General features: G+C 58.1%; 13 protein-coding genes and 1 riboswitch. Of the genes, 3 read left to right on the forward strand and 10 right to left on the reverse strand.

Annotation, left to right across the window (positions count from 1 at the left end):
• Positions 1-6 precede the first annotated feature (6 nt).
• Positions 7-201, forward strand: a riboswitch (cobalamin riboswitch).
• Positions 202-295: 94 nt separating this feature from the next.
• Positions 296-1,354, forward strand: coding sequence for a HoxN/HupN/NixA family nickel/cobalt transporter (locus tag P3T20_RS22960; RefSeq protein WP_429287927.1), 1,059 nt, complete (start codon positions 296-298; stop codon positions 1,352-1,354).
• Positions 1,355-1,382: 28 nt separating this feature from the next.
• Here P3T20_RS22960 and P3T20_RS22965 read toward each other — a convergent pair whose 3' ends face one another.
• A complete protein-coding gene (locus P3T20_RS22965; RefSeq protein WP_429287928.1) occupies positions 1,383-2,921 on the reverse strand; it encodes a cobyric acid synthase in 1,539 nt (512 codons plus the stop codon).
• Positions 2,922-3,055: 134 nt separating this feature from the next.
• Here P3T20_RS22965 and cobD point away from each other — a divergent pair, with 134 nt between their 5' ends.
• Entirely contained in the window at positions 3,056-4,105 is a 1,050-nt protein-coding gene (gene cobD, locus P3T20_RS22970; RefSeq protein WP_429287929.1) for a threonine-phosphate decarboxylase CobD, read from the forward strand.
• 614 nt (positions 4,106-4,719) lie between these two features.
• Here cobD and P3T20_RS22975 read toward each other — a convergent pair.
• From P3T20_RS22975 to P3T20_RS22990, 4 genes are all read right to left on the reverse strand, one after another.
• Positions 4,720-4,968, reverse strand: a complete 249-nt coding sequence (locus P3T20_RS22975; protein ID WP_429288138.1) for a hypothetical protein — start codon at positions 4,966-4,968, stop codon at positions 4,720-4,722.
• A complete protein-coding gene (locus P3T20_RS22980) occupies positions 4,889-5,377 on the reverse strand; it encodes an NAD-dependent epimerase/dehydratase family protein (protein WP_429287930.1) in 489 nt (162 codons plus the stop codon). The genes P3T20_RS22975 and P3T20_RS22980 overlap by 80 nt, the downstream gene beginning before the upstream one ends.
• An 87-nt stretch (positions 5,378-5,464) precedes the next feature.
• Positions 5,465-6,049 (reverse strand): YceI family protein, encoded by a 585-nt coding sequence (locus tag P3T20_RS22985; RefSeq protein WP_429287931.1) that lies wholly within the window; start codon positions 6,047-6,049, stop codon positions 5,465-5,467.
• Positions 6,050-6,133: 84 nt separating this feature from the next.
• Complete coding sequence (locus tag P3T20_RS22990) at positions 6,134-6,964, reverse strand: SDR family NAD(P)-dependent oxidoreductase (RefSeq protein WP_429287932.1); 831 nt, start codon at positions 6,962-6,964, stop codon at positions 6,134-6,136.
• An 89-nt stretch (positions 6,965-7,053) separates the two neighbouring features.
• On the opposite strand from P3T20_RS22990, the gene P3T20_RS22995 reads away from it, so the two are divergent.
• Complete coding sequence (locus P3T20_RS22995) at positions 7,054-7,695, forward strand: TetR/AcrR family transcriptional regulator (protein WP_429287933.1); 642 nt, start codon at positions 7,054-7,056, stop codon at positions 7,693-7,695.
• A 111-nt stretch (positions 7,696-7,806) separates the two neighbouring features.
• Here P3T20_RS22995 and P3T20_RS23000 read toward each other — a convergent pair whose 3' ends face one another.
• The 5 genes from P3T20_RS23000 to P3T20_RS23020 form a co-directional block, all read right to left on the reverse strand.
• Positions 7,807-8,310, reverse strand: coding sequence for a prolyl-tRNA synthetase associated domain-containing protein (locus P3T20_RS23000; RefSeq protein ID WP_429287934.1), 504 nt, complete (start codon positions 8,308-8,310; stop codon positions 7,807-7,809).
• A 76-nt stretch (positions 8,311-8,386) separates the two neighbouring features.
• The gene (locus P3T20_RS23005) at positions 8,387-9,799 is read right to left on the reverse strand and encodes an aspartate ammonia-lyase (protein WP_429287935.1); all 1,413 of its coding nucleotides are present in this window, start codon (positions 9,797-9,799) and stop codon (positions 8,387-8,389) included.
• Positions 9,786-10,775: a LysR family transcriptional regulator gene (locus P3T20_RS23010; protein ID WP_429287936.1), complete on the reverse strand. Its 990-nt coding sequence runs from the start codon at positions 10,773-10,775 to the stop codon at positions 9,786-9,788. The genes P3T20_RS23005 and P3T20_RS23010 overlap by 14 nt, the downstream gene beginning before the upstream one ends.
• 68 nt (positions 10,776-10,843) lie before the next feature.
• Positions 10,844-12,187, reverse strand: coding sequence for an MFS transporter (locus P3T20_RS23015; protein WP_429287937.1), 1,344 nt, complete (start codon positions 12,185-12,187; stop codon positions 10,844-10,846).
• 292 nt (positions 12,188-12,479) lie between these two features.
• Complete coding sequence (locus tag P3T20_RS23020; protein WP_429287938.1) at positions 12,480-13,607, reverse strand: porin; 1,128 nt, start codon at positions 13,605-13,607, stop codon at positions 12,480-12,482.

A 13,607-nucleotide genomic window follows, 5' to 3' on the forward strand; every position in this document is an offset into this window, starting at 1 on the left:
CCTTCTGTACTCTTGCGCCTTGATGGTTCCCCTCACCGGGATTAAACGGGAACGCAGTGAGAGCGCTCTGCTCAAGTCTGCGACTGCCCCCGCAACTGTAAGCGCCGAGTCCACACCATGCTTGACCACTGGGTAACCGGGAAGGTCGGTGCCGGATCGTGACGTGCGAGTCAGGAGACCTGCCATCGACCGAGGTCTGCTCAGCCGGATCGGACGGGGATGTCCGAGTCGCCAAGTATCCGTTTGCGCGAATGGATACCTGCTGTAAGGACAGCCCGAACCTCAGGATTCTTGCATGTCCATCACGTACTCAAGGTCAGTTCCAACTGACGCATTGCGCTATCGGCTGATTGCCATCTACAGCGTCCTCGCTTTATTCAACGTCGGCAGCTGGATCTGGGCCTTCATAGCCTTCCACGGTCACCCGCTGTTACTGGGCACCGGCCTGGTCGCCTACGGCTTCGGATTGCGCCATGCAGTCGATGCCGATCACATCGCCGCCATCGATAACGTCACACGCAAACTGATGCAGGATGGCCGGCGGCCCGTCACGGTCGGTTTCTTCTTTGCCATCGGTCACTCGGCCGTGGTTTTGCTGGTAGCGGCAGCGGTTGCTGCTACAGCCTCTGCGCTCGAAAGCCGGTTCGAATCCTGGCAAAACGTCGGCGGCATAATCTCGACCAGCGTCTCAGCGATCTTCCTGTTTTTGATCGCGGGCATGAACCTGATCATCCTACGCGGCGTATGGCGGGCGTTCAAGAAAGTAAAGCGTGGTGAGCCGTACGATCAGGACGATCTCGACCTCTTACTCAACAGTCGCGGCTTGCTCGCACGGATGTTCCGGCCGCTGTTCAAGCTTGTATCGAACTCATTGTGGATGTTGCCGCTCGGCTTTCTGTTCGGCCTGGGTTTCGATACCGCGACCGAAGTCAGCCTGCTCGGCATCTCGGCACACCAGGCATCTCAAGGGTTGTCGATCTGGATCGTGCTGGTGTTTCCGGTACTCTTCGCCGCAGGCATGACACTGATCGACACCACCGACGGGATCCTGATGCTTGGTGCCTATGAATGGGCGTTCGTGCGACCGATCCGCAAGCTTTACTACAACCTCACGATTACGCTGGTCTCTGTGCTCGTCGCGGTCGTGATAGGCGGTATTGAGGCGCTGGGGATGATTGCCGACCAGATCAGGCAAAAGGGCCTGTTCTGGCAGACCGTCGATACGCTGAACGAGAATTTCAACAACCTCGGCTTCGTCATCATTGGCATCTTCATCGTCTCCTGGGTCCTGTCGTTCCTGATTTACCGGATCAAGGGCTACGACAAACTCGAAGCGCATCTGCATGCGCAATAAGCGCTCAGTTGAGCTGGCTCGGCTGGAGTCAGCGTGACGCGTCCGCACGCTTGCCGATAGCGGCGAACACCCGAGCCAGGTCGAGGTGCTCCTCGAGCGTATCGGCGAGCCGGTCGAGCGACGCGTCCCGCAACGCCGGATAGTCGAGTGCTTGCGAACCGGCCAGCCCCGCCCACGCGAGCAAGGCACTGCAGGAGGCCGGCGTGTCGAACAGCCCGTGCACATAAGTGGCGAGAATCTGCCCGTCAGCCGACACCGCGCCATCGGGACGTGTATCGTCCCCGTCCGACTGATCCGCTACGAGGTACAACGCCGGCGCATCAAGCGCGGGGCCGTGGGTTTCGCCCATGTGAATCTCGTAGCCGCAAACGTCCGGCGAACCGTTCAGCGTCAGGGCGCCCGTGACGTTCCTGAGCATCTTCTCGCGTGTGATGACGGTCTCGTAATCGAGCCAGCCGAGACCCTTCGTGGTACCCGGCTGGCCCTCCACGCCGTGCGGGTCGTTCACCGATTGGCCGAGCATCTGCATGCCTCCGCAGATACCGATCACCCGGCCGCCATAACGCAAATGCCGACGCAGCACTTCTTCCCAACCGTTGTCGCGCAGCCAGGCCAGATCTCCACGCACATTCTTGGAGCCGGGCAAAATCACCAGGTCCGCGGGCGGCGGCGGAATACCCGCAAGCGCATAGCTGAAATCGACCTGCGGGTGCGCGCGGAGCGCATCGAAATCCGTGTGATTGCTGATATGCGGCAATGCCGGCACGACCACCCGCAGAGACTGCACGGCATCGGCCGCACCGCTATGCGCCACACGCGGCAGCATGTCTTCGGCGTCGAGCGCCAATCCGTGCAGATACGGCACCACCCCCAGTACCGGCTTGCCTGTACGTGCCTCCAGCCAGTCAAGCCCAGGCTGCAGCAGACCTGGATCGCCTCGAAACCGGTTGATGACGAAACCGCAGACCCTTGCGCGTTCGGATTCGGACAGGCATTCGAGCGTACCGAGCAAATGCGCGAACACACCGCCGCGATCGATATCGGCCACCAACAGCACCGGGCAATCGACCGCTTCAGCAAAGCCCATGTTGGCGATGTCGTTCGCACGCAGATTGATCTCCGCCGGGCTGCCGGCCCCTTCCACCAGGATCGTGTCGTACTGCTGCTGCAGGCGTGCGTAAGATTCGAGCACGGCCTTGAAGGCCAGCGGTTTATAGTCGTGATAGGCGCGCGCATCAAGATTCATTCGTGCTTTGCCATGCACGATCACCTGCGCACCACGATCGCTGGTCGGCTTGAGCAGCACCGGGTTCAGGTCCGTATGCGCGGGAATGCCGGCCGCAATCGCCTGCAACGCCTGTGCGCGGCCAATCTCGCCCCCATCGATCGTGACTGCGCTGTTGAGCGCCATGTTCTGTGGCTTGAACGGCGCTACCCGTCCGCCGCGGCGCGACACCAGCCGGCACAGACCGGCGACCAGCGTGCTCTTGCCTGCATCGGAGGTTGTACCCTGGATCATCAGTGTGCCGCCAGGCACAGCCGGTGCGAAATCGTTCGGAACAGTCATCAGGAAACTGAGGCTCGATCAAAAATGGATGAGTTGGTGCACACAACGCAATTTGCAGAGGTGCGAGAGGCATCACACGGTTTACGATTATCCCATTGCCACCGGTGCATCACCCCTGTCGATACAATCACGACATGATTTCACCCAACCCTACACTCGTCCCGGGCGCAATCGTGCATGGTGGCAATCTGCGCGAAGCCGTCCGGCGCTACGGTATCAGTTTTGACGCGTGGCTCGATCTGTCGACCGGTATCAATCCGCACGCCTATCCGGTGCCCCCCATTCCTGCCGAGATATGGCGCCGCCTGCCCGACGATGGCGATGGCCTGCTCGCCGATGCCGCGCGGTACTATGGCGCGCCGAGTTCCGACCATATAACGTCAGTGGCGGGTAGCCAGGCAGCCATCCGGGCGCTGCCCGAACTGCTTCGGCGCGGAGTCGCCGCGGTTGCTCCGCTAACCTATGGCGAATATGCCCCTGCGTTCGAGCGCGCGGGCCACACCGTCGTGCCACTCGACATCGACGACGATGTGTTGCCCTGCGGCGTCAACCACGCGGTCGTCGTCACGCCAAACAATCCGACAACGAAGCAAGTGGACCCGCACCGTCTGTTGCAGTGGCATGCGCAACTTTCGGCGGTCGGCGGCACGCTGATCGTGGATGAAACGTTCGGTGACGCACTGCCTGCGGAGACATGCTCGTCGATGGCAGCGTATGTCGATCGCGAGGGACTCGTGGTCCTGCGCTCACCGGGAAAATTCTTCGGACTCGCCGGAGCGCGTTGCGGCTTCGCGCTGGGCCGGCCCGAGTTACTTGCAGCGCTAAGCCTCCATCTCGGCGCCTGGACCGTCAACGGACCCGCCCGCCATGCAGTGGCACACGCGTTCCGCGACCATGCGTGGCAACATCAGATGCGTGTGCTACTTGCGTCTGAAAGCGCACGGCTTGTAGCGTTGCTGCAGGCTCACGGCCTGGTCGCACTGAGCACTCCCCTGTTTGCCTGGTTCCCGGATCCACGTGCAGAGGCACTGCACCAGGGGCTCGCCCGGCAAGGGATCTGGACACGCTATTTTTCGGCTATCCCCAGCGTGCGCTTTGGGCTACCCGGGTTGGAGCAAGAGTGGGCACGGCTCGAGCTGGCTCTTGCCCGGACCATGGACGAACTCTCGAAGATCGGAGAATGAACGAGCTGCCGGTGCGGTGGCCCATGACCGTCTCCGCATCGAGAATGGCTTTGATGCGGCCTCGCACCCGGCGAGTAGTCTCTGCTTTCTTCGTCCGGATTGGCCGAACGTTTCTCAGTAAGAGATCTCACTTGGCCCGCATCCAATCCTGTATTTCGATGAACATCAGGCGCCATATCGGTCGACGAGATGTCTCGCAAATGGCCAGGCGCATAAAGGGAAGCACGAGAAGCGTCTAACCGACCGGTGATCGGTGGGGATCGCCCGGTGAAGCACGAAATACATCCCCAAACAGCGGCCGCTTTCGAGATGGGCGAACGCCTCCTCTCAACCCCACAAGAGCCAGTCGACAGAAATCCCCGACCGACAGCTTGCCTGCCAGTAAGAGACAATCAGGTTCTTAAGTTACGCAGCACAATACCGTCCGAATTTCCGATGCCGCCCAACTGGTAGCGTTTAGTCAATTAGGCGACACTACCCAGCGCTAAACGCTTCAGACAGCGATGTTGTTCGACGCTGGCGGCCATGATTGTTGCCATTTTTGGCGGGACCGCCGATCGGAATGCTATCCTGCCCCTTCTGCCCGGACGGTGGAGTCACAAGTTTGTACGGCCTCAGTTCATCTCTTGAGAGTTGATCCAACGACACCCCATTTTTGCAACGATGACAGCATCAAGCAATTTGGCAGCAATGGCATCTGCCGGATTGACGCGGAATTTCTTCGGCAGGATCGGAGCGAAAAGTCGAAGCAGCCTCAGCGCTACTTCTTCTGCAATCCTTGCTTCATTCCGCTCGCCATCGATGATGGCTGGGTCTGCAAATCGTAAGCGATCGGAACGCGATGCCCTGAATGTCTCTCTCAACCTGTCCTTTGGTCCGGTAGTAGAAGCTCATGGAATCTGGAGATGCACCCATGGCAGTCACAATCGCACACGTCTCTACCCCGGCTGCATGAGCAGCTTTTCCAAATGCGAGAGGTAGTTCGTAGTCGACGTAACGAAACGCCTCCTTCGAACCTGCTTTTGCCTGGGTCGTTCCCAATGCGCATATGACAGCATCGGGCTTGTAAGACATCAGAGACGGGAGAAGCTCCTCCAGATCCGGCCCAACGAGGTTCACGAGTCTGCCACTTGGGGCCAGTGGCTTCCGGGTTGGCGCAATCACCTCAGAAATCGCTTCGTTCGCGAGCGCGCGCTTCAATGTTTTTCCGCCGATCAGTCCTGTCGCACCCAGCAGTATTAGTTTCATCTTCAGACTCTCCCATCCCAGCATTCCGGGTCGCGATACGCAGCGGTACGTGCGCGTAGTACCGCTGCGTATCCATGAAAAATCCGTTTCGAATACATAGCAACCAGACGCCTACTGTTTGATGCCCTCAAAATTTATCGTCACGTGAACATCGTCGCCCACATAGGGGACATAAGCCTTCATACCGAACTCAGAGCGCTTGATCGTCGTTGTGGCAGTGAAGCCGACCTTATAAACGTTCGTGCCGGTCGTATCCTGCGCTGCTCGATTGAACGTCGTTTTGAGTACCAGACGCTTCGTAATCCCAAGCAATGTAAAGTCGCCTTCGATGTCTAACGTCTTGGCACCCGTCTTTCTGATACGTGTGCTGGCGAACGTCATCGTTGGAAACTGTGCGACGTTGAAGAACATCGGCCCCTGCAAAGCCGTGTCGCGTGCTGCAAAGCCAGTATCGACGCTATCCGTGGCCATGGTCACCTTGACTGTACTGTCTTCCATCTTCGTGGCGTCAAGAACCAGCGTGCCTTTCAGATCGTGAACAGCCCCGGTGATCGTCGAAAAGCCAAGATGGTTGATCGTAAAGATCGTTTGAGTATGGGCCGGATCCAAGGCGTACGTGTCAGCCGCAAACGCGGAAGTAAGCGGCGCCGCGGCGATCAGGGCCACCGCAAAAAGTGACTTCGTTGAAATCTTCATGAATATAGCTTTTACGTTTGAGTTTGAGTTTGAGATGGTTGTTCAACTGTTCAGGACCCTGACCGCCTGCCCCGAACTACTGCTTCAAGATGGCTGCTTGCCTTGAGCGGCGTTCGACACCGCCTCCCATTTGTCCCAGTTGCTAAGCCGCGCCGCGTAGGTCGCACGAATCTTCATGATCGTTGCTGAACCTAACGCCAGGCGAAGCGGCGGCTGGTCGGCGTCTACGGCTGCGAGAATCGCCGGCGCGGTTGCTACCGGATCGCCAACATCCCCGGGTTTGAATGACGAGCGAACGGCCTGACGTATCTGATCGTAGGCCGCAATGGTTGGCGAAGATTGCACCGCCGACTGAAATCCGGTGGCAAATTGGCCCGGTTCTATGATCGTGACTTTGATTCCGAACGCAGCAACTTCGCCTGCCAGTGCCTCCGACATGGCCTCGATGACAAATTTGCTGGCTGTGTAGCTTCCACCGGTCGGGAAACCGATAACGCCTCCAATGCTCGACACCGTCAGGATGTGACCGCTGCCCTGCGCTCGCAGGATAGGCAACGCCGCCTGAACGACCGACAGCGTCCCAAACACATTGGTGTCAAAGTTGGCCCTGACTTGCTCCTGCTCCAGTTCCTCGATTGCGCCCATATATCCATAACCGGCGTTACACAGAACGACATCGAGGCGTTTGAAATGTTCGTGCGCCTGCTTGATGGCTTCGAACACGGCATCGCGATCCGTGACGTCGAGCGGCAGGACCAGGACCGAATCGCCGTAAGTCTTGACGAGTTCATCGAGCACTGCCGGGTTTCGTACCGTAGCGGCAACCCTGTCGCCGCGCTTCAGGGCCGCTTCTGTCCAGATACGGCCAAATCCTCGCGATGCGCCGGTGACAAACCAAACCTTGGATGAGGACATACAAGTTCTCCTATAAATTACACTCAGTGCAATTTATAGCACTGAGTGCACACTTGTCAAGGCACTCATCGATCGTCAGAATGATCAGGATGAACAGCAAAGACAAAGTCCCCACTGACCTGCGCGAAGACCTGCGGGAGCGCAAACGCCGGTTGACGCTTGACCTGATCACCCAGACCGGCCTGAGACTCTTCAAGGAGAACGGTTATGAGGAGACGACGCTCGACGCTATCGCGGCGGCATCAGGCATATCGCGGCGCACTTTTTTCTATTATTTGAAGTCGAAGGAAGACGTTTTGCTGGCGCACGAGAGTGGCGAGTTCCCGCACGCCCTGCGTCCTACCTTCCTCGCGCAATCGCCGGACCAATCACCGCTGGACGCTGCCAGGAAGACTTTCCTGCTGCTTGCGCCGTTGTACGACACCCAGGAGTCCCTTATCGCGGACCAGATTCTTCGCTCCATAGAAACGCTTCGGCTCCGCAAAGATGCGCTTTTTGTTCAGTTGGAGGGTGTACTGGCAGACGCAATGTATGAATTGTGGCCGGAACCGACCCGCAGGCCTGCCCTACGTCTGGACGCTATCATGGCCATGGGGACGCTTCGATTTGCCAAAGAGAACTGGCGCGAGTCAAGCGGAGCCCATCCGTTGACGTTTTATATTGAAGAGGCCTTCGATCTTCTCAATTGCCAGTCGAAGCGGAAGGCCTCAAAAGCGCGATCCGCTGCATAGAAGAAGTTGTTGGCGATCGCCGCACGTCTTTGCAACGAAGCAAGACGCCGGATAATTCGCTGCGCTTAAGGACACGGAGGCGAGGCGCACCGGTTGAGCTTCACTTTTTCTCTAGAAAGCCGGGCGCGCTTCGAGCCTGTTCCACGAAGGCGCGTGATCAATGCTCAGCAGGAATTCTTCGAGATCCCGTTTCGACAGGGCAACTGTCGCTGTGTTTTCGAGCGGATGAAACTGCAAGATCGGTTCGCTTATCAAGTCGGAATCGATCACAAGGCTAATCAAGCCCGATCGGTCGTTGACCAATGCCAGCGGACTCAACGATCCGGGGCGAACGCCCAGCAGGTCGAATAAGCGCTCGGCGGAAGCAAAGGATAGACGCTTACTGTCCAACGTTTTAGCGACCGACGACAGATCCAGTGATTTATTCGCGGTGGTCACAATGAGGTAGTAGCGGCCCTGTCGGTCATGGAGCAGAAGATTCTTGCAGCGCACGCCCGGAAGGGATAGTTCCAGCGTCTCTGATTCTTGCATGTTGAGCACCTGTTCATGGCGCTCGCATTGAAATCGTACGCCGTTTCGCTCGAGCAATTCGAGAAGGCCGTCTCTGTTCATCATGTTCCGCTCAGTCCAAAATTCATGGTCAGCCGAATGCGAACTTCAGCATCCGGCCGACGCCTCCGTACCGCCAGACTCATGCCTCGAAAACAGGACGCGAGGCTTTCTCAATCGCCGCAAACGTCTCATCTCTTGTCAGCACACCAGTTTCTTCGAGAATTGCCAGCAATGGGCGCCCTTCCTTCACGGATTGACGCGCGAGCTTGCTCACACGAGCATAGCCGAGTGTGGGAACGAGTGCGGTCGCCACCGCCATCGAATCCATCAGATGGCGTTCATTGATCGCAACGTCGGCGGTGATGCCGGCAATGCATTTTTGCCGGAACTTGCTGATGCCATTAGCAAGCAAAGTGATGCTGTCGAATATCCGGGAGGCCACCACGGGTTCAAAATGATTGATTTCCAGCTCGCCATACTGGACGGCCTGCGCCACCGCTACGTCGTTGCCGATGACCGCAAAACTGAGCTGGATCATCGCCATCGGCAAGACGGGATTGATTTTCCCGGGCATGATCGACGAGCCCGCTTGCACTTCCGGCAGGCGCACTTCTCCGAGTCCACCAACAGGGCCAGACGACAGCACTGTGAGATCCGACGCGATCTTCGCGAGGGAAGCCGAGCAAGTGCGTAACTCGCCAGATACCCGCGCAAAAACATCCATATTTTGCATAGCATCGAATGAATCCGATGGTGCGCAATACTGCACGCCAGCGATGCTCGAAAGATGCTGATAGACCGCCGAACGGTAACCCGCGGGAGCGCCAAAACCCGTACCGATCGCCGTGCCACCCAATGGGAGCGTGCGCAGCTTGTTCCGTACTGCCGACAGTTCTTCAGCCAGACGTGAAGTCAAAGACGCGTAACCCCCGAAGGTCTGGCCAAGGCGCATCGGCTGGGCATCCTGCAGGCAGGTGCGGCCCAAATGCAGAATGTCGGCAAACTCCGCGGCCTTCTGGGCGAACTCCCCGGCAAGCTGTTTCAGTTCCGAAATCAATCGCTCGAGCATCGCATAGGTCGCGATCTTCAACGCGGCAGGATAAACGTCATTGGTCGACTGCGACCGGTTGACGTGATCGTTGGGATGGATTGCGTCGTATGAGCCAGCCGGATGACTGAGATGCTGCTGGGCCCGATTGGCGATGACCTCGTTGAAATTCATGTTCGTCGAAGTTCCACCCGAGCCCTCCAGCAGGTCGACGATCAGCGAATCTTCGAACTCGCCCGCAATGATTTCCCTGCATGCTCGGACGATTGCGTCGCACTGCTGATCGCTCAACACGCCGCTGTCGCGGTTCGCCAGTGCGGCAGCCCATTTACATTGAGCAAAAGCCACCCGGAACTCCAGGTAGTGTGCAATGCTGAGTGGCGCAACAGTGAGGTTTTCTACTCCTCTGACCGTGTTGACGCCATACAGTTTTTGGCGAGGAATGGCGACTTCACCGATGTAGTCCGACTCAGTTCGAGTTTCGACGATGCTACTGTTCTTCATCTATTTTCCTGTCACCAACAATGACGAGTTGTTCAATATCGTGACCAAGAGTTTTGAGTCTCGGAAGGAAAGACGTCACGATCACTTCGCGCGCCGTGTCGCATGCATCCTCGAAGAAGACGCTGTATTCGTCGCGGCGCGCCACAAGGTAGAGCCCCCTCTCCAGCTCCATTTTGTCAACAATATGCACGGCGACCTGGTTGGCGTAAGCTGCCCCTTGAAGCAGGCACATAGGCGAGGTTATCGCCCAGCCAATACCTTCAGCCACCATTGAGGTAAGCGCGTCGGCGTTATCGACCTCAAGCCAGTTAGGCATGCGTACATCAATGCGCCGCAAATAGCGCTCTATCTGCATGCCCACCTGGGAATTGCGGTTGAATCGCACGATTGGAAGCGTCCTGGCCAAGGCCCGAATGTCGTCGACGGTGCGTATCGATTTGTGTAGGTCCCTCGGCGTGATGACAAGATAGCGCTCAGTCAACAGGTGGTATCGAACAACGGCACTGGCGTCCATCAGAGCATCGCTCGTGACGATGAGATCCAGATCCCTGCGCAGCAATGCTTCGCCCTGCTGCGGACTCAATCCGGTTCTTATCGATAGACGAGACACCTTGCTGAGAAGCTGCTTGGTAAAAATCGAGCCGCACGTTGCTGCAAACGAGTCAACAAGGCCAATGCGTAGATCGGGCTTAATGCCGCGCCCCGCTTCCACTACCTGTGCTTTAAGGTTGGCGATCTCCTCGCCGAGTACCGCTCCACGGTTTCTCAAGGCGATGCCGAACGGCGTGAGTACCATAGGCCGGGTGGTTCGGTCGACCAGCACCACGCCCAGTTCCTCTTCCAGTTGGCGGACGATTTGCGAGACCCCCGATTGCGAGATCCCCATTCGCGCTGCCGCGCCCGACATACTGCCTTCTTCAGCAACCGCGATGAAGACCTGCACCGAGTACATATCGATGGGCTTGTTTGACGACATGATGGGTCTTCGCGCTCCTTGTCTGGCTTCGCTTCCCGGTACTACGCAGAGCGTGTAACCAGGACAGCTCAGATGTTGTCGTTCCAGTTGCTGTGTGCCGATGAGACCACCGCAGCCCGATGGCCGCCTTCGGCTCCCGGTTCGCCGTCAGCGCCGGCATGCGAACTGATCTCCGAGAGATTTTCACGCCCGGTTTCCGGTGCAAGCAGTTGGCAGAAGACGCCCCCAAAAACCAGCACCCCGACGCACACGCCTAGCGTAGCGTGAATCCCCAGCTGTTGCACCGCTAAAGGCAAGAGGAACGTGCTGATCGCCGAACCAAAGCGACTGGAGGCAACTGCCAGTCCAACCCCTGATGCACGCAAATGCGTCGGAAAAAGCTCCGGTGGATAGACGAACTCCAGATTCGCAGCCGCCGAAAGGATGGATGCGAAGACACCGAAGGCAAGCATGGTGCCTAACGGTCCGAATCCCGCATATGCGAGCACGGCGAGTCCGAGCGCGGCCAGATAAAAGCTTCCGGTGAGAAAAGCCCGGCGCGAGATCCTGTCGACCACCAGCAGGCCGAAGATCGCTCCGGCCAGCAGCAGAACGTTGTAGACCAGTCCACCCAGCAGGTGGTCTTTGACCTGTAAGGCTTGCAGAACCTTCGGAGCAAACGTGCCCAGCGCGAAATACGGAATGACCTGGCATGTGTAGAACACGCAGCCGACCAGCGTGTTCTTTCGCCAGCGCCGCGACAGTAGTTCCGACCATGCGCTGCGCCCTCTATCCGGGGCTGCAACCGGAGCCGGAAGAATCACCTCGGGGCCGAACCTGCTGCGAATAATGGCAAACGCCTCGGCGCTTCGGCCGCGCTTTGTTAGCCACATGGGCGACTCCGGCATGCCGATTCGAAACGGCAGGATCAGCAGCGCTGGAACCCCACTTGCGGCGAGCATGATGCGCCACGCGTCGGGCCCGGCGTCACGAATAGCGAAGCCCATCAGGTAAGCGCCAACGTAACCGGCTGCCCAGGCCGCGGCAAGCACGCTAAGCAAGCGGCCACGATAGCGGCGCGGCGAGAATTCCGTCACGATCGACTTGCTAACCACATAGTCCGCGCCAAGAATAAGCCCTAGCACCACGCGCAAGACGAGCAGTTGCAACGGTGAGGTCACGAAATACTGCGCGGCGGAAATCACCGCAAACAACAACATGTCGAAAGCAAATATGGTGCGCCTGCCGTACTTGTCCGCGATCGGGCCAGCGAACATACTGCCCAGGAAGAGACCCACGAGCGATGCGGCGCCGAGTGCCCCCATCCACAGGGTATTCAGATGAAGCGGACCCGCCGCCATGCTGACGGCGAGGCCGATGATCCCCAACACAAAGCCGTCACTGAACTGTCCACCGGTTCCACTGAATGCCACCCGCAAATGAAATCGGTGCAAAGGTAGATCTTCTAGCAATATCTCTGTGCCCACCTTGGTCTCCCCGTATCTGATTGATCGTGTCGGGCATGTTCTGGCGCTACAGAAACAGTGTAGAGGAGAGCATTACACCAATGGCATGTGCGGCCGCAATATCACCAAATCTAATACTACCTCGCAGTTTCGCTGAAAGAGACACCCCGTTCCGCAGGTCTTACGTGGAAGGCGTGGAGGAAAAGGCCATCAGCCAATATCTGGGGCATACCGGCTGATGCTGCCGGAATACCGCCAATCAGAAGGTGTGTTTTAGTCCAACACCTGCCAATGCCTGCCAGTCAGCCCCCGAGTTGGTGACGGACGAGCCAATCACCGCTTGCGCTGCACCGATGCCATTCGTGCCAGAGGCGTGACACCAGCCGGCCATGACGTAGATGTCCGTGCTCTTGCTGAGCAGGTAATCAAGCACAGCATTCACCTGGTTGTAGGTCGCCGACGAATTTCCGCTCGATTTCAGATAGTCGTATCCAAGCTGCGCCGTAAAGGCCGGTGTGAAATTCCACTGCGCATACACGGAACCGTTGTTGTAGCGCTCGCTCCCGCGAAATGTCGACGCGGCGTCGGACGCGTACTCCGAAAAACTGTAATAACCACCGAACATCACGGAGCCGATCCGGTATTGAGCGGCCGCCCGCGCGACAGTAATCGAGCGGGCGGTGGAATAGGCGCTGTTGACCGCTGAAAGAAAAATGCTATCGGCCGTTGTCGTCCCGCGCGTGGAGAGTGTCGGATTGCCGTTGTCGATGTAGAACAGGCCGCCCGCCATTGCTAGCTGACCGACCTTGTAATCAACCGCCGCACTGTACGATTGTCCCGACGCTACAGATCCGGCCACACCGCCAAACGAATACGTCGTGACCATCTGTAAGCCCGACCATACTGGACTCGTCCACTTGACTGTGTTGTTGAAGCGCAGGTCGTTATCTGAATCGTCGATATCGCCCGGCGTACTCATATATTCGAACTGCCAGTTTCCCTGAAGCGGCTCGACCAGATCCCGCAAGGCATCGTATTGACGGCCGAGTGTGACAGTGCCGTACGTAACTGATGAAAGCCCCACGTACGCCTGCCGACCGAACATACGACCACCCTGGTTAAGCGTGCCTGTGTTGATATTGAAGCCGTTCTCCAGGCGAAATACCGCCTTCAAACCGCCCCCCAGGTCTTCCGCGCCGACCATACCCCAGCGAGGTGATGCTTGGCCCGGCTGCACGCTGAAGCGAGAACTGTGTCCGGCCACGTTATGAATGTACGTGATCGAATCGTCGATGATGCCGTAAAGCGTCACAGAACTCTGGGCATGCACCGGCAAAGCATAGACAGCCGCGCCCAACGCGAAAAGTGGCAACGCGATTTTTTTCAT

The organism is Paraburkholderia sp. GAS206C (assembly GCF_050435645.1).
Taxonomy (GTDB): Bacteria; Pseudomonadota; Gammaproteobacteria; order Burkholderiales; family Burkholderiaceae; genus Paraburkholderia; species Paraburkholderia phenazinium_B.